Source organism: Aliivibrio fischeri, assembly GCF_009727955.1.
Taxonomy (GTDB): Bacteria; Pseudomonadota; Gammaproteobacteria; order Enterobacterales; family Vibrionaceae; genus Aliivibrio; species Aliivibrio fischeri_A.
This window is the reverse complement of the sequence record NZ_WOBR01000004.1, coordinates 1,168,149-1,185,031: the sequence shown is the minus strand read 5'-3', so window position 1 is coordinate 1,185,031 and position 16,883 is coordinate 1,168,149. Positions and strand designations below refer to the sequence as shown.

The 16,883-nt window shown below is 38.5% G+C and carries 16 protein-coding genes; 6 read left to right on the top strand and 10 right to left on the bottom strand.

Going from position 1 to position 16,883, the window contains the following annotated elements; genetic code table 11:
* Positions 1–9 precede the first annotated feature (9 nt).
* Together GNP81_RS08745 and rplY are read right to left on the bottom strand one after the other, a co-directional pair.
* A complete protein-coding gene (locus tag GNP81_RS08745; protein WP_005418365.1) occupies positions 10–453 on the bottom strand; it encodes an META domain-containing protein in 444 nt (147 codons plus the stop codon).
* Positions 454–766: 313 nt separating this feature from the next.
* Entirely contained in the window at positions 767–1,045 is a 279-nt protein-coding gene (gene rplY / locus GNP81_RS08740) for a 50S ribosomal protein L25 (protein ID WP_155672110.1), read from the bottom strand.
* A 198-nt stretch (positions 1,046–1,243) separates the two neighbouring features.
* Between rplY and GNP81_RS08735 the strand changes: the two genes are divergently transcribed.
* Positions 1,244–1,669 carry a cytochrome c gene (locus tag GNP81_RS08735; RefSeq protein WP_155673415.1) on the top strand — a complete coding sequence of 142 codons (426 nt, stop codon included), beginning with the start codon at positions 1,244–1,246 and terminating at the stop codon, positions 1,667–1,669.
* Positions 1,670–1,686: 17 nt separating this feature from the next.
* Here the strand turns inward: GNP81_RS08735 and radD are convergent, their stop codons facing one another.
* The gene (radD, locus tag GNP81_RS08730; protein ID WP_005418372.1) at positions 1,687–3,411 is read right to left on the bottom strand and encodes a DNA repair helicase RadD; all 1,725 of its coding nucleotides are present in this window, start codon (positions 3,409–3,411) and stop codon (positions 1,687–1,689) included.
* A 272-nt stretch (positions 3,412–3,683) separates the two neighbouring features.
* Between radD and GNP81_RS08725 the strand changes: the two genes are divergently transcribed.
* Together GNP81_RS08725 and GNP81_RS08720 are read left to right on the top strand one after the other, a co-directional pair.
* On the top strand, positions 3,684–4,910 hold the full coding sequence (locus GNP81_RS08725; RefSeq protein WP_155673416.1) for a lipase family alpha/beta hydrolase: 1,227 nt from the start codon (positions 3,684–3,686) through the stop codon (positions 4,908–4,910).
* 42 nt (positions 4,911–4,952) lie between these two features.
* A complete protein-coding gene (locus tag GNP81_RS08720) occupies positions 4,953–6,500 on the top strand; it encodes a phospholipase D family protein (protein ID WP_155673417.1) in 1,548 nt (515 codons plus the stop codon).
* Between the two features lie 81 nt (positions 6,501–6,581).
* On the opposite strand, the gene GNP81_RS08715 is transcribed toward GNP81_RS08720, so the two are convergent.
* Together GNP81_RS08715 and GNP81_RS08710 are read right to left on the bottom strand one after the other, a co-directional pair.
* Complete coding sequence (locus GNP81_RS08715; protein WP_005418378.1) at positions 6,582–7,256, bottom strand: hypothetical protein; 675 nt, start codon at positions 7,254–7,256, stop codon at positions 6,582–6,584.
* A gap of 50 nt (positions 7,257–7,306) precedes the next feature.
* A complete protein-coding gene (locus GNP81_RS08710; protein WP_005418380.1) occupies positions 7,307–7,933 on the bottom strand; it encodes a hypothetical protein in 627 nt (208 codons plus the stop codon).
* Between the two features lie 450 nt (positions 7,934–8,383).
* Between GNP81_RS08710 and GNP81_RS08705 the strand changes: the two genes are divergently transcribed.
* The gene (locus tag GNP81_RS08705) at positions 8,384–8,887 is read left to right on the top strand and encodes a YcxB family protein (protein ID WP_155673418.1); all 504 of its coding nucleotides are present in this window, start codon (positions 8,384–8,386) and stop codon (positions 8,885–8,887) included.
* 72 nt (positions 8,888–8,959) lie between these two features.
* Here the strand turns inward: GNP81_RS08705 and GNP81_RS08700 are convergent, their stop codons facing one another.
* Entirely contained in the window at positions 8,960–9,439 is a 480-nt protein-coding gene (locus tag GNP81_RS08700) for a MarR family winged helix-turn-helix transcriptional regulator (protein ID WP_155673419.1), read from the bottom strand.
* A 354-nt stretch (positions 9,440–9,793) separates the two neighbouring features.
* Between GNP81_RS08700 and GNP81_RS08695 the strand changes: the two genes are divergently transcribed.
* On the top strand, positions 9,794–10,687 hold the full coding sequence (locus tag GNP81_RS08695; RefSeq protein ID WP_155673420.1) for a DMT family transporter: 894 nt from the start codon (positions 9,794–9,796) through the stop codon (positions 10,685–10,687).
* A gap of 182 nt (positions 10,688–10,869) precedes the next feature.
* On the opposite strand, the gene GNP81_RS08690 is transcribed toward GNP81_RS08695, so the two are convergent.
* Positions 10,870–11,958, bottom strand: a complete 1,089-nt coding sequence (locus tag GNP81_RS08690) for a methyl-accepting chemotaxis protein (RefSeq protein WP_065622199.1) — start codon at positions 11,956–11,958, stop codon at positions 10,870–10,872.
* Positions 11,959–12,306: 348 nt separating this feature from the next.
* On the opposite strand from GNP81_RS08690, the gene GNP81_RS08685 reads away from it, so the two are divergent.
* Positions 12,307–13,401, top strand: a complete 1,095-nt coding sequence (locus tag GNP81_RS08685) for a Fic family protein (RefSeq protein WP_155673421.1) — start codon at positions 12,307–12,309, stop codon at positions 13,399–13,401.
* A 221-nt stretch (positions 13,402–13,622) separates the two neighbouring features.
* On the opposite strand, the gene GNP81_RS08680 is transcribed toward GNP81_RS08685, so the two are convergent.
* The 3 genes from GNP81_RS08680 to secF all read right to left on the bottom strand — a co-directional run bounded on the left by GNP81_RS08680 (position 13,623) and on the right by secF (position 16,881).
* A complete protein-coding gene (locus tag GNP81_RS08680) occupies positions 13,623–13,901 on the bottom strand; it encodes a hypothetical protein (RefSeq protein WP_155673422.1) in 279 nt (92 codons plus the stop codon).
* Positions 13,898–15,625, bottom strand: coding sequence for a hypothetical protein (locus tag GNP81_RS08675; RefSeq protein WP_155673423.1), 1,728 nt, complete (start codon positions 15,623–15,625; stop codon positions 13,898–13,900). The genes GNP81_RS08680 and GNP81_RS08675 overlap by 4 nt, the downstream gene beginning before the upstream one ends.
* 356 nt (positions 15,626–15,981) lie before the next feature.
* Positions 15,982–16,881, bottom strand: a complete 900-nt coding sequence (gene secF / locus GNP81_RS08670) for a protein translocase subunit SecF (RefSeq protein ID WP_155673424.1) — start codon at positions 16,879–16,881, stop codon at positions 15,982–15,984.
* Positions 16,882–16,883: the final 2 nt, after the last annotated feature.

Below are 16,883 nucleotides of genomic sequence, written 5' to 3'. Positions count from 1 at the left end.
AAAGCTAAATTAGTTTACCCAGTCACGTAGTGTGAAAGTTAGCTCGTGCTCTTGGCCTTTAAGGATAAGACCTTCTTTAGTTAGTGTAATGTCACTCCAAGTAGATAGAGTGCTAGACACAGCTTGTTCTGTTGTCATCACATCACCCATACACATTTTCATTGTCATTCCCATTTTCTCAATGCGGAATTGACCTTCTTCATTTAGCTCAGCTTGGCCAAAGAAGTTGTTACAGCCTGCATTACCATTTGCTGTCATCTTTTCGCCGATTTCAAGACGTGGCGCTTCCATTTTTTCTGGAGTAGCGATGTCTTTACCATCAACTTGAGTTAACTGCCAGTTGTGGTGTTGAAGCATGTCTGCAGAGATTTGTGCGTCAGTGTTGTTATCACCATTGCTCGCACAAGCAGCCATTAAAACAGGAAGAGATACAGCAACTAATAATTTTTTCATTTTAACTCCTAGAGAGATTTATTAGGAACTACCTAATATTCAATTCATTTTAGTATAGAAATTTAAAAATGCCTAATGTCAAATGTACGTAAAAAACGGTGTTCAATTAGTTTGTGTTTTAAAAATAAGACTGTGATATGAACAGGGGTCGAATGATATTTTAGGTGAATAAATTGGAGGGGGGAAAGTAAAAAAACAAAGTACCAGATAGATTAAAGCCCCGATACTGGTAATATCAGGGCTTTAAAGGGTTTGTTATTTCAATTGGTAAGAAAGAAATAGCAATAATGCAAAAGAGTAAAACAGACTCGAATTAGATGCGGATGAAGTCCATGTGCTCAACTTTAGGCTTAAACGCGTGACGTTGAACGTCTTGCGGTTTAACCTTAACAGTAGCGCCATTGATTACTAGCTCGATTGCTTCGTAAAACTCAGGCTTATCCATTTGGTTGATAACATCAGAGTGGATTAGTTCGATTGATACTGGAGCTTCGTTGCCACCGTAAACGATTGCAGGGAATTTACCAGCGTGACGAAGGCGGCGGCTCGCACCCTTACCTTGTTCAGTACGTACTACTGCTTCAAATTTCATAGTCTTTACTCTCAAATAGTAAAATAAATAAATGCCATTAAGCTTAGCGACCTAACTTAACAGACTTTTCGTTTCGAAAAACGAGCGCGGATAATAGCATTCACTTGGTTAACTCACAACCTATTTTAGTGAATTTACTAAGAGAATTTGCTAATCTAGCTTTTAAAAGCTGATACCATCAAATCAAATGGAGTTGATATGAAAAAAATAGCGATATTAGGTCTATTTTCTTGTTCTTTAATGGCCAATGACTTTTCAAGTGAAATTGAACAACGACAAGATAACTTTCAGCACTTAGACGCAACTGCCGATCAATTGGATGAAGCGTTTGATAATGAAGTCGTTGAATGGGACAAAATTATACCATTAGCTAAGAGTGCATACTTAACGGTACAAGAGCAAAAAACACTGTTTCCAGAAGGCAGTGCAGATAACAGCCGAGCAAGAACAAAAATTTGGCAACAAAAGCCAGAGTTTGAAGAGAAGTTCACCGTACTTGCAGAGCAGTTTCAATTATTAGATAAAGCGGCGAAAAATAAAAATGAACAAGCAGCAAGAGAAGCGCTAAGTGGTGCTTATTCTCAATGCCGCTCATGTCATATGAGTTATCGTTCTCTATGGTAATCGTGTTTTAAAAACGTTTACTCTTCAAATATTTTGTCGCGAATGGACCAAAACTTACCTTGCTTACGAGCAATCACAAAGCTAGGTGGACGAAAACGGTGTTGGTTGTTCGCGATTTTTGTTGCCGCTGTTTCTTCAAACGGACGATGTCTATCAACAAGGTGCGGACGAACAAAACTCTTTAAGAATAGCTCTTTCTGTTTTTTGGTCGCTAATTGCCACACTTCATGAATTTCAGAATCATCATCCCCAAAATAGGTGACTTTTATTTGTGGTTTATTAAATTGATTTTTTCCTGCGGTTAATGTCAGGTCGATACAATTTAAGATCCGTGCATCTTTTAGTTTCAGGGCTTCTTTCAGCTTCTTATCTGGATCAACTAAAATGGCATCGCATTCATGACATACACGAGCTGCTATATCATTATCAGCGCCGCATTCATTACAATATTTGGCTCTAAAACGATAACCACATTCTTCACGTGTGCCTTCGTCATCTTCAAAATAACCTTGGCAGCGACGGCCAAAATGCTCAAGTAAAAAGCCGTTACTGTCTAACTTGCCCCAGAAATTATTATTGAAGCCGCAAGCTGGGCAGGGGATAGTAATGATTTCACTATTGCTATCAGGTTTCGGGTCGCCAACTTCTGGCTGATATAAATCATAACAGTTACCTGCATAATCTAAGACCGTACACTCGGTTTTACCTTCAGCAAGACGAAGCCCACGACCAACAATTTGTTGATATAAACTCACCGATTCTGTTGGGCGTAAAATTGCGATTAAATCAACATGAGGCGCATCAAAGCCCGTGGTTAATACCGACACATTCACTAAAAATTTCGTTTCTTGGTTTTTAAACCGTTGAATGATGGCATCACGATCTGCTAATTTAGTATCACCAATAACCAATTCAGACTCGGTTGGTGGCAATAAAGAAAGGATCTCTTGAGCATGGCGAACGGTAGCAGCAAAGATCATCACGCCTTTTCTGTCTTTAGCGTATTCCACAATTTGCTGAACGATTTGTGGCGTCGCACGTTTTGATTCTTCAATCACCAAATCCAATTCTGACTCTTTGTACTTACCAGTAGAAGCCGGTTTTAACTGTGAGAAGTCATAACTTAATACTGGTGCATCCAAGAGTTTTGCAGGGGTTAAGAACCCTTCATCTAATAGATATTGAATAGGGAGTTCAAAAATACAATCACGGAAAAAGCGAGGCGTATCGGTTTTTACCTGTCCACGAGTGTGATACTGATAAATCCAACCAATTCCTAAACGGTAAGGGGTGGCAGTAAGGCCAAGTACTTTTATACCTGAGTTTTGGGTTTGTAAGTGCTCAATAACTTTACGATAGCTGGTGTCTTTGTTATCTGGCACACGGTGACATTCATCAATAACCAGTAAAGAAAATTGATCTTTAAATTCATCAAGATTACGAACCACAGATTGAACAGAGGCGAACACCACTTGCTTATCGGTCTCTTTTCTTCCTAAGCCAGCAGAGAAAATAGCCCCCTCTAGGCCATAGCCTTCATATTTCGCATGGTTTTGTTCAACAAGCTCTTTAACGTGAGCAAGTACCAACACACGACCTTTTGCAATTCGCGCTAGTTCTGCAATTACTAAGCTTTTTCCTGCACCCGTAGGCAACACAAGAACCGCAGGTGTCGTGTGTTTTCGGAAATAATGGATAACAGCTTTTACAGAATCTTGTTGATAAGGTCGTAACGTATACATGGATATATAAACAGTGGTTAAGGCAAAAAGGCATCATATCAGAATATATAAGATTACTCTTTGTTTTCTTGCTAAGATGTATACCAATCCAAACAAATAACGGCTCATTCTTGCTTGTTAAAATGAATTATAACTGCGTTATAAATTTTATAATTAGACCCGCTAGTTATTGCAATTTATGCCTTGTTTTAATCCATTTTTCCTGCGCAATTATCTGAGCGTTACTTATTCGGATTGGTATTCAGCACGTCAATTTAAGGATGAAGATGACAATGAGGCGATTATTTTCGGTGTTATTACTCAGCTCAATCTTATTGGGGTGCAGTAATTTTAAAAACCTATCTCATGAAATGAAAGCCATTGATACGATTACGCATCAATACACACTTATCTTAGATCAGCCTACTTCAGATTCTGCTGTGGTTATCGAACAAATTAAAGATATCAATAAAAGTGAAGTGGATGGCTATGACGGCATAATAGATAGCGACAGTATTAAATTACAGCTGTCGAACGATGTTCATTATCTGCTTGTCTTTGAAGATAAAAATCAAGATCTAACTCTCCAAGCTGATGAAGCATTCAGCGTGATTAATCTTCGTGATCATAAAGACAAATCAACAATAGAAACTACCTTAAGTATTAATGAAAAAGCGCTTCCTAAAGCCTTTGTTGATCGTCCATTATCCTCATTATTAAAAATAGAATTAGACCTTGTTGATATCGGTACGGTAGTGAACCTGACGGATCCGCCTTTTGAGAAAGATAATGCCGAACTTGGTATGTGGCAGCCTCTAACCTTCCTTCTAGAAAATAATGCAGGGCTTTATTTCTTATCCGAATATGACCCAAATAAAATCCCGATCTTATTTGTTCATGGTATCAATTCAACGGCGTTAGATTTTGCGCCATTAATCGAAAAAATAGACAAATCCAAATACCAAATATGGGTCTTTAATTACCCTTCAGGTTTATCGTTGTCTTTAAACTCCAAAGGGTTAAATAACCTATTACATACAGTGACCACTGAATACAAGGTCAAACAAATGCATGTTGTTGCCCATAGTATGGGCGGGTTAATTGTCGCTAATAGTATGCGCCAATGTCGTATTGGTCAGTTATGTCACTTTATAAACAGCATTACGACCATTTCTTCACCGTTTGGTGGGGTAGGGTCAGCCAAGCAAGGTGTTGAATATTCACCGGTTGTAATGCCTGCATGGGTTGATTTAAATCCAGACGGTAAATTTATTGCTGATTTATTTACGGATAACGATAAAATTCACACGCCTCATTTCTTAGCGTTTGGCTATAACTCGGGTGACTTGTTTAATACCGACAGTAATGATGGTGTGATTGATTTATCAAGTCAGTTATCACGTCAAGCTCAACTGCATGCAGAGCAAATTCGGGGTTATGATGAAAACCACCTCAGTATTTTAGATAACGATGATTTGTTTGATGACTTATCTGATTTTTGGCTTAAAACAGAACAATAATGAATTATTGGTTGTTCAATATTAACAAAGGAAGTTTATTCAATGTCAGTGCTTAAACGCATTCATATCGCTCTATTTTTTGTCGCTATTCTTTCAGGTTGTGGTTCGCTTCCTAATGAAATTGAACACACGAACGAATCGGTATCAACACCATTAAGCAGTTCGCTTTCTGAGTTAAGTACTTCTTTCCAACCAACTCTCTCAACACCAGAAACCAGTGCTGTGTTGCTGCAAGATTCTGGTTGGGATGCATTAGCGCAACGTTTAGCATTAATTGAGACAGCAGAGCACAGCATTGATATTCAATATTATATTTGGAACTCAGATGCCTCGGGACATTACCTTGCCAGTCGCTTATTAGCCGCAGCAGATCGCGGTGTTAAAGTGCGTGTCATGTTGGATGACATCAATCTCAATGAACGTGAAGATCTACTTGTGGCGTTAAACGCACATCCTCAGGTTGAGATCCGAGTATTTAACCCCATTCCCACTCGACGAGGCGTCACAAAGTGGGTGAACTTCTTAGGGGATTTTTCTCGTTTAAATCGTCGTATGCACAATAAATCATTCACCGTTGATGGCGTGTTCTCTATTGTTGGTGGACGTAATATTGGTGATGAGTATTTTGATCTTTCTAACGAGATTAACTTTCGTGACCGTGATGTGTTAGTTCGTGGTTCAGTCGTTCCTGATATACAAACCAGTTTTATCGAGTATTGGGACAGCCGTTGGTCTTACTCTGTGGATTTATTAACAGAAGAAGCCTCGCAAGAACCACTCTTACAAAAACAACCAGTGTTAGATGAGATTGATGCACCTGTTTATAAAAACTACCCAGTTTTACCAGAGGGGAATAAAACAGCGCATCAATACTTAACTAATCTAATGGATAAAATGACTTGGGTTAATGCTAAGTTCGTATTTGATCGCCCTGTCCCGCTTGATACAGACAATACAGATGAACCAAAAGAGACCGCAAAAGCTCTCGGAAAATTAGCCAGTGAATCGAAGAAAGAGATCTTATTAGAATCGGCTTACCTTATTTTTGATGATAACCAACTTAAAGGGTGGCAAGCGCTGATTAATACAGGCGTTGAGATAAAAGCACTTACCAACTCAATGGCATCGAACGATTTAACCACTAACCACTCAGGTTACGCAGGTCGCCGTCAAGATATGCTTGAGCACGGCATTCAGCTTTATGAATTAAAGCCAGAAACCGCTTTGTGTGAAGAGTCGACCAAAGACGTTTCTAAATGTGCACCAACATTACCTTATGGACTTCACGCCAAGTCAGCCGTTTTTGATGACAAAATCGCAAGTATCGGCTCTTTTAACTTCAATTTGCGTTCAACGTACTTGAATACAGAATCGATTTTAATCATTGAAAATCAAAAAATCGCAGAACAACTCACTCAAGATATTGAACACGCCATGGATGAAGAAAACAGTTGGCACCTAAAACTGCAAGAGGGTGATGTTCGTTGGTATTCCGGTGATAAAAGCTGGGAAGATGAACCAGAAACTGGCCGCTGGGAGCGATTTCAATCTGGATTCTTACAGTTACTACCAATAGAAAAGTATTTGTGATTCAACGTTGAATAGGAACCTTGTGGTAATTTTGCGTTATTACCACAATCCCTAAAACGCTGTGTGTACTCATAAATCGAATTAGAATGACATTCGTCCACCCACAGTCCAACTATAATTGGTCTCGGTCATTCCATAATAAGTACCATGAGGGTTGAAAGCAGATACTTTTGCGTATGGATAGATATGCCATATAGGACGCATTGTACCCATTGAAAGTTCCAATTCACTTGCTTGCCCTTGGTTAAAATCAAGCATGTCTGATTTATCTTCAGCATAATGGTATTCAAATCGAGTTGTCAGATAAGTATGCTGAAAATACTTTGCACCAGCAAAATAGGTTGAGTATTTATTTGCATCATCAACGGTTATCCACGTAAAACCATTACGAACAAACTCACTGGTGACACCAAGTTTTGCTGAATACCCATCAAAGAATCGAGTTGCAGAGAGATCAATCAGGTGCGTCTTGGTTTTAACGCCATCAATACCAACAAGCTCTTCTAGAACCCAATCATCTCTTAGACCGTATTCGTAGTAAGAGGCTAGCTTCCAGTTTGAATTAATAAATGTATGATAACCAAGACCGATACCTGTCCAATTATCACTGTCCCCACCAATATATAAATAGGTATTTTTTGTTACAGCAGCAGTAACGCCAATTTCTACGACATCCTTTTCAATTGATAAATCAATTCCAGCAATAGCTGAAGTACAGAGCATCATTGCGCTGCAAGTCATTGAAATGGTTTTCATGTTATAACCTAGAAAGGTGCTCCTAGTACGTAACTAGGAGCGAGGGAACATTAGTTTAAGCGAGAGCGAATAGAGTCGCGGATAGTGTTACGGTCTATCTCTGGGCTTGAATTTTCCATAAATGGTCTTAAACCACCTTGAACGGTATCACCACCAATCACGATTGATTGACCATCGAAAAAGACAATGAAATCACCTTCGTATTTTCCTTGGCGACCAATCTCTACCTCATATACATTGCCATCTTGATCTTTAACTACCATAGCCTGACTATGCCAGTTCACTTCGGTGATGGTAAAGATATTGCCATTTGCATCAGTGATAGTGCTTCCTGAAATTGTATAACCAGCTTCAGGACCATTATCGATTGGTGGCATTTCTGGACCACCCCATACAGGAGGTAACCTGTCTGGAGTGCTTGTTCCTGTATCTATTCCCCAATCAGGTGTGTTATCAATATCAGGAACAGATGGTACCGGAAGCCCGAATTCTGGGTCAGCTAGTCCCCAATCTGGAGCATCACCAACATCTAAGCCCCATTCTGGAGAGTTATCAATATCAGGAATAACAGGGGTTTGCGGGTTTGTTTGCCCTGAACCACTAGAGTCGCTTGAAGAAGAACAACCAGACAACAATAAAGCACCTGATACTACAACGGCTAAAAGAGATTTATTCATAATGTATCACCTAAAGTCTTATCAAAATTTACTGACTCTTAAATTGGTCAGTGCAGAAAATATCACCCTTTCCATTGGTGCAATGACAGAGACTTTCTTGGTACATCAACAACCTAGTACCACTGGACAAAAATCAAAACCACGCTGTTTGCAATCCATGCGAGTTATTTGTTGAGAGAGATTATGGTAATTAGAGGAGGGAATTTCTAATGACAATTGCTTCTCTTGATTATAAGTAATACTTATTATTTAGGTGTTTATTTTGATTATTAATAAGTTAAGGTGAGGGAGATGCTCATTTTTAACGATAAAAATATAAAATGAAATACTTATGATGCGAATAATAAGATTGAAATGGTTAAAGAAAAGCATCGAGAAACTGTACAATACGTGAGTTGCGAGATAGCATCCTGAGAAACTCATTCACATAAAACCGTAAAGTAGCCCTATATGTCTAAAGATTTTAGTGTCACCACAGAATACGTTCTCGACAAGACCTTCTTTGCAGAATGTTATGATCAAACTAGTCAGCCGATTACCTTTCCGAAAGCCTATTTAAAAGGAATACTCTTTTTTCTTTTTGGTCTGGCGTTATTAAAACTTGAGTTATTACCTAATGGTTACATTGGTTGGTTCTTTATTGCGTTAAGTATTATTGAGGCGTTCAGTATTTATTTTAAGAGAACGTGGTGGCTATGGCGACAATCCATCAGCTCGCTATCTGGCAGTAAAGTGATGTTTAACGTTGACGCAAACGGTGTGAGTTATAAAAGCCTTAAAAACACCAAAAACTCCCGCACCATCTCTTGGAGTGACATCGACCAAGTTGAACAAAGTGATTTAGGGCTTATCTTTCATATTGGTAAACAGCGCCAATACGTCAGTAAATCGTGCTTAAATGAGGAAGAAATCGCCTTTATTTTAGAGCTGCATGCACAATCAAAAGTTGAGTAATCTAAGCCGCATTTTATTGCGGCTTTTTAGTGCCTATCTAATTTTAAACTTTATAGCGAGACCACGAACGTATTAAGGAAGTAGCTGATTAAAGATCGACTTTAGTTGTAATACTTGTGTATCGTTTAAGTCTTCAAATAACTTTCCCATATCAGAAAAAAATGCAGGGGCAGCATCAGACATAAATTCAATGCCATCGTTAGTTAATGAAATTATTACTGACCTTTTATCTACGGAATGATGTCTTCTCGCTACCAGACCTTTTGCATCTAGGCGTTCAATTCTATTAGACAGAGCACCAGATGATGGTAATAACGTACGTTCTTTCAGTTCTTTTGCTGTCAGCTCATACGGATTTCCAGAGCGAAATAGTGTAGCAAGAACATCGAATTCTGAAACGTTAACGCCATGATTCTTACAGAAATTATTTCTAGCCTCAGATACTAGTGACCCGAATCGAACAAAAAACGTCGCAAGTTCAACCGTGTCTTTATTTAGACTCTTATCTGCTAATAGCCATTGCTCTGTCACTTTTTCGATGCTGATATTCAAGCTAATCCCTACGTCTTATGATTTTGTTAATTTCTATTTTTGTTTCGATACTTCAAAACACGTAACTTTATACCATAAAAGACGATCTTCCTCACCTCACCAATGATGCGAAAAATCATATAAGCCAAAGATATAACCTCAATCAGTAGAAAGGTACTTATTTTAAGTCCAAACCTAATTATTTTTATTAATATTGATAGCATTCCAGTCTAACTCCTTGATTTAGTTTCTTTTGTATTCGGAGAACGGTCCATTATGCATAAGGTGATGAGTAACCATCCAACTTGATTTAACTTTACTAAGTAATTATGTTTAAGTAAAGTATGTTTACGTAAACATAAAAAGAGATGTGATATGAAAATATTTTTGGCAATGCTAGCTCCTCTTCTTTGGGGGACAACTTACGCAATTGTGTCTTCGGAGTTCGTTGGTTGGTCGCCGTTTGCTTTATCAGTCTGGAGAGCATTACCTGCGGGATTACTACTCCTATTGCTTAAACCTACATTCCCTAAGCTTTCAGAGTTACCAGCTTTACTATTAATCGGATTTTTAAATATCGCTCTATTTTTTGGTTTGTTATTTGCTGCAGCTATGCAGATCCCTAGCACATTGGTCGGCGTTGGTATGGTGGCATTGCCAGTTGTTGGGTTAGCTATCATGGGAATATTCCATCAGGTTAAGCCTTCGATTATCCAACTGATATCAGCATTGGTTCTAATTAGCTGTTCTGCTTATCTGTTTATTACCAGCTCGGTTCCAGTAAGTCTTACTGCTGTGCTTCTTCTAGTTGGCGCTATGACCGCTCTTATTGGGGGAAGTGTTGTTGCAAAACATGTGATGAAAAAAATACATTGGTGGAAGCTGTTAACTTGGAAGTTGATATTTGGCGGACTTATATTGATTCCGATGGCTTATTGGGAAATGTCATTCAGTGGGAAATCCTTTGTTACTGCAATTCCTACTAATGCTGAGCAGTGGGCTGCTATGATTTGGTTAACTGTAGGGTTAACTTCTGTGGCTTATGGTGCTTATATCTACACAATACCAATGATTTCTACTAATGAACTGAGTTTTTTTGGGACGTTGAACCCTATCCTTGCTATGGTTCTTGGCGCTACCTTGATGGGGGAATCGTTCAGCACAATCCAAGTTTCTATTATGGGCATAATGGTAGTCAGTAACCTTATTGCACAACTTATCGAGTATCGGAAAAAATTACCAACAGAGCAGGTGATTATCGATTACTAACTTACGGATATTTTAAAGAATCATTTTAGGATTTTATTTAACCGTCCTGAATTATGAGTCAAAAGTTGGTTTTGATGCGAATAGCTGGGTTATTCGCATCACAAAATGATGTGAATACTTTTTAGTAGTGGGATGGGCTTGATAATTCACTCAAGCCCATAATCGAATGGAGATACATTACTTTATTTATCTGCAACGATTTCATCCATTAAACGATCAATTTGGATTACGACTTGTTCGCTTGAATCTTCCATTGCATTAATTGATGTAATCATACCGGCCATATTACCAGTTTGAGCTTTACTCATGGCTTTACGTCCATTGTCGTGAACAGCCTTGTGAGGCTCTTCCAGTAGAGCATAGCTTTTTAGATGATTATAAGCTTTGCCACTTCCTTTGTAGTACCACTGACCCAATCGACATTCAGAGTGAGTATTAACGGTTTCGTCGAATGAGTGTTTTTGCAGTAAGCGATAAACATTGTTTTTCCAAATCGCATGGTCAAGTTTCACCGTATCAAGGAAGGCTCTTGTTGAAGCGACATAAATGATCTCTTTCATGTGCTCTGATTTATCAACGACCTCATTTACGATAGTTCCAATTTGTGCCGAAGAGGCCGATACTTCTTCTGCACACTTTTGGTTTTCATCGATAGATATTTTAATGGCATCCACTTGAGTTAATACTTGGTTCACTAGCGAATCAATCTGTTCGCTAGCGTCACTGGCTTTGCTTGCTAGGGTTCTTACTTCATCAGCAACAACAGCAAACCCTCGGCCTGCATCACCTGCACGAGCCGCTTCAATCGCTGCATTGAGAGCAAGTAAGTTTGTTTGGTCAGAAATTTCTTGGATAGTAGAGACAAGATGAGAGATGGAGTTAGCCGTTTCATCTAATATTTGAACAGAGTGAATGCTTTGGGTTGTTTGAGAGCTTATTTCTACGGCTCTATTGTCAAGTCGAGTGAGGGCTTGATGGGTTTGTTTAAAGACTTCGCTAAGTTGTTCTAGGTTTTCATTCTCTTGCGCCATCGATTGAGCGCTTTCAACCATCGCAGTTCGAATGGTTTGAAGCATATCACCACCTTTTAAACTGCTCGAAATCAAACCGTCGCTACTTTGATAATCTTGCTGTACTGAGATGACTTGCTGTTTAGCTTCTTGGAGCTGATCTTCTAATTTCTGAATATCTGTTTGGTATTTATTTTTAAGGTCAGATAACTCTTTTTTTAGAGCTTCATTTTCCGCTTTGACTCGATTTAATCTAAACATAAGCTAAGAAATTAATTAAATGATTTCCCGAGTCTACCTAGAATGGTTGATTTTTGTCATACCAAAGGTAATAGATATTAGTTAATTAAGTAAAATATTTGAGGTAGCTACCCTTAAGTATAAGTGTGACCCTTGATTAAGTAATGAGTCATTTGTGTGCTATATGACACATGCAATTAAAGCCGTCGTTTTAAGTTCTCTAGATTATTGATGCGAATAATAGGCTTAATCACATCACTTTATGATTTGAATAGGTGGGCTATTCGCATCATAAAATGATTTGAATAAGTAAGCTATTCGCATCATACTGTGATTAGATTAAGCGAAATTAAATCAGAGGAAGGCGTTATGTGGATATGGCAGCAAGATAAATGGCCTCACTTTTATTGGAATGAACAAGTTATTGAACCGTTATTAAGGTCGGTAAGATTCAATCAAGGGATCTTGCTAGGGAAGATGACGAGTCAAGACCAAGAAAAAACCATGCTTGATACATTACTCGCCAATATTGTCCACTCAAGCGCAATTGAAGGTGAAACGTTAAATGCGTTTTCGGTGCGTTCTTCTTTAGCGAATAAATTAGGGTTAAGTGAAGAAAGACCTTTTCCAACCACTGAGCAGACCGATGGCCTTGCCGAGATCATGCTTGATGCGGTAGAAAATTTAGATACTCCTTTAACTCTTGATCGTATTTTACATTGGCATGATCGCTTATTTCCTCAAGGTTACACCATGTTTAACCCTGTGGTGGGTGGGCAATTGCGTGGTGATGAACCTATGCAAGTGGTATCTGGTCGCATTGACCGTCCTGTGGTTCATTTTGAAGCGCCAAGCCGAGATATTCTTGATGGTGAATTGAGTCAGTTTATTGATTGGTTCAACACATCAAAAAGCGATGCTTCGTTAGATCCTCTATTAAGAGCGGCAATAACGCATTTGTGGTTTGTGACGCTTCATCCGCTTGATGATGGTAATGGAAGAATCACTCGTCTACTTACGGATCTCGCATTAGCGCAAGCAGAACAACAATCGGTTCGATTCTATGCGATGTCAGTTGGTATCTTGGCGAATCGCAAAAGCTATTATGAGATTTTAGAGCAAACCCAAAAAGGGGAGTTAGATATTACCGCTTGGCTACAATGGTTTTTTGAAACTCTTGATAGCACATTTGCAGAAGTCTTTAACGAAATAGACAGAACGATTTTTAAAACCAACTTTTGGCGCAAGGTTGATCAAACCAAGCTGACAGAAGAGCAAGTAAAAGTGCTTAACCGAATGTTAGATGGGGATTTTGAAGATGGAATTAACACCTCTCAATACCATAAAGTAGCAAAGGTAAGTAAGCCTACTGCAACTCGGCATTTAGCAACCTTAGTTGAGCTTGGTTGCTTGGTTAAAGCAGGAGCGGGTGGTCGTAGTACTCGTTATGTTTTGGGGGAGTAGGAAGTTTGCTTGTGATGTATTATCAATTGTTCTGAATTATTTCTGACTCAAAGTTGTTAGTAAAGTATATTTTAAGATAAACAAAACGATGCATTTGAAGCTTAAATGTTAGACTCAATATAAAACCCCCACAAACAGAGTTTGCGGGGGAATGATATGAAAATCTATGCTATTCAAATATCTCAGTCGATAAGTATCAACTTAATAGGATAGCTTTAGAATTACTCTTCAATAGAGAGAGAGTTGTTAAAGATCGTTTTAATGTCTGCGTCTGTTATGTTGTGGCTAACGAAAATTTTAAGCTCTTTTTTATACTTATCTTCGTCGTCATTACGGTGCTCTAATACAAACTCTTTAATAGGAAGCAGGTTTTTTCTTAACTCTACTCTATCTTCTAAGATATTTTCACTATTAAAAAAGTCTACAGCAAAGTCACGATTATGGGTAACTAAGTCGAGGATTGAACGAACTAGTTGTTTTTCATATAACTCTAATGTCATTTAATACCTCCTAATTTCTTGATTATCTTACGGAGCTCAGTTTGCAAATTTGGTACGTTTGTATTGTTTATATTAGCATCTCGTGGCAAAACTGTAGTGTGCTTTTTTTTCCTTAATACAGGTTTTACTTTTTTACGGCCATCTATAGTCCACATAGGTTCATCTTTAAGCTCTAGTTCAATAACAATACCTAAGCCATCTTCGTCAATTTTCAAAGTTTCGGCCCCTCCTCCAGGTTCACTCCATAGAGCGACCTGTCTGCTAGGTGGATGCCCAAGACCTGTAGCTCTCTGTGTCATACCAAGTGCAGTTACAGATAAAACAGATGAACCAGGATCATCGGATAATACAGCTGAATATTTCCCTGGCCAACGGAAGTCCAGTTGGGGGCCATCAAGCAATAAACTAACAACTAAGTTTGGGCCAACAGATCTAACAGCCTGAGCTACAGGTTCTTGACGTGCTAAGTCTTCACATATTAAAGGGCACAATTTAACACCATTAGTAGTATGTAAGGTAACTAAATGACGTCTGTCAATCGAAATATTTTCCCACCATTTTCTGCTGAGGTCTAGAGAAGAAGCTAAGTTGTAGTTGCGTACTTGATTTTCATCCAAAAACCAACGGTGGTGTTTAGACTGTTCAATAGTATCAATACCTAACTCACCCACAAATGATAATTTAGCTTTGTTTGTGCTGACAGAACCATCGCTCCCAAAAGTGCCTGACAAAATTGAAGGAGCATTCCCGTCAAATAAATTATGAATAAGAGTCATATATTTATTAAACGTTTTATCACTAAGGGCACATTCTGGAAAAACGATGAGATCTATAGTGCCGCAACGATGAAGCGTAGCCAAAATTGCTTGTAAAAATTTTGAAGGTTCGTATTTATCCTCAGGAAGATAATCGAATGAGCCAAAGTAACCGTCCATTTTGATTTGACTTGTTGCTGGTTTAAAAGCATCACTTTCTATTGTAAACGGCCAAGGTAAAAACAAAATATTATATGACTTTTTATTGTAGCCCTGCTTTATATGCTTGTTAGCAACAACTTCAGGTAGTACTGAAGGTTTGATACATGTGAGCGAGTGAGTCAAGTTATTAAGTGTCAAACCTGTTTGGGGGACGCTAGTTTTATATGTTACGAAGCCCAGTTTGCAATCATTATCTGCTAGGTTTTTTCGTTGACCTATGCCAAAACTTTGTCTCATCAATAATAATAATTGAAGTCTGTTTTCAAGCTTATAATTACATATATCCACATCAGAAAAGAGCTCATCAACGGCTAAAAGAAGGTGTATTGCACATGTTGCGAATGTCGATGTATTCATTAAATCATATATATCAGTATCAAAGTTCTGGGAACTAAAAACCTCCCCAAGAGCATATTTTAGATTAATATACGATGATATAGATGAGGTATTTTGTTTGCCACTTTGAACCGATATAAGAGCTAACCATTCAGTTGTAATAAATTGTACTGTTATATTATCTTGCTGATAATCCCAAGTGAAATGGGGTTGAGGAGACACCATTAATCGGTATTTATCAGTGTACTCTAATAATGAGTATATGATCATAAATACATTTGGGGGCCAACTTAAGATCTTATTTAAGTCTTCTTTAGTACCAACTCCCCACGCTTCTGAAAGGGTGATATTTTCATGAGCGGAAAGATCACACTCTGGAAAATAGTTTTTGATAAATTGTCCGAGTTTCATGACAACCATACAGTAAAATAATTAGGAGTATGATTGTACCATTTCATTTGATTATTACGATAAATTATTAATATTTATCTTAAAATGGAAGTATGTATCGCATTTGGTATTAATCTCTTTGACGATGCGGATAGTTCCTATCGGTGAAAAGGCAATCTGTATATTTAATGAATTGTCCGCATTGCAGGTTATAATTAAATCATTTATGCAGTATTAATATCATTAACATATTTTTTGTCGATAACGAACTAAAATGATATAGTGAACACCCACAAAAAAGGGATCTAGCCTAAACCAGATCCCCCAACATCAAGCCGCATTCACTGCGGCTTTTTACTTTCTATCTAAACCAATTCTTACGGCTCTTCAGAAATCGGTTTTGGCTTGTAGTGCTCTGAGTTCAAACCAAAGTATTCAGGTAAACTTGTACCTACCGAGATAGAAGACCAAGTACCTGTCACGATACCGATGAACATCGCAATCGCAAAGCCCTCTAGTGGACCGCCACCTAATAACCATAAAGAACCAACAGTGATTAGGGTAGTACCTGATGTCACCATAGTACGAGAGAAGGTTGCCGCAACCGCTTCGTTATTGATCTCTTGGATAGATAACTCAGGCTTGGCAATTAACAGCTCACGAATTCTATCTGCAATGATGATAGAGTCATTTAACGAGTAACCTAAAATCGCCAAAATAGCGGCTAGGGTGGTTAAGTTAAACTCCATTTGAGTCGCAGCAAAGAAACCAAGTATAAACACGATATCGTGGGTTAGGGCAAACAAAGAGCCAGAAGCCAAACGCCATTCAAAACGGTAGCTTAAGTACGCTAAGATAACCAATACTGACACCAATAACGCCATGCCACCTTGCTCAGTTAGCTCTTGGCCTACTTGTGGACCAACGATACTGGTATTTAATACTTGAACATCGGTATGCAGAGGAGCAAGTACCTCAGTCAGTGGTGGAAGCTCAGTACCATGTGGTGGAATCGCATAACGTAGAACCCAACGACCCGGCTCACCAGAGGCAATAACAGCAACATCTTGTTTAAAGCCTGCATCCAATAATGGTGCAATTTCACTGTTGGTGATTTTGCTATCCATTTGAACTTCACTCACGATACCGCCAGTAAAATCTAAGCCCCAGTTAAGGCCTTTGGTTGCGATCATGGTTAATGCGAAAATCATTAAACATACCGAAACCACACTCGTCATGTGACGCCATTTTGTTGCATTTTTCATATTTATAAACATAA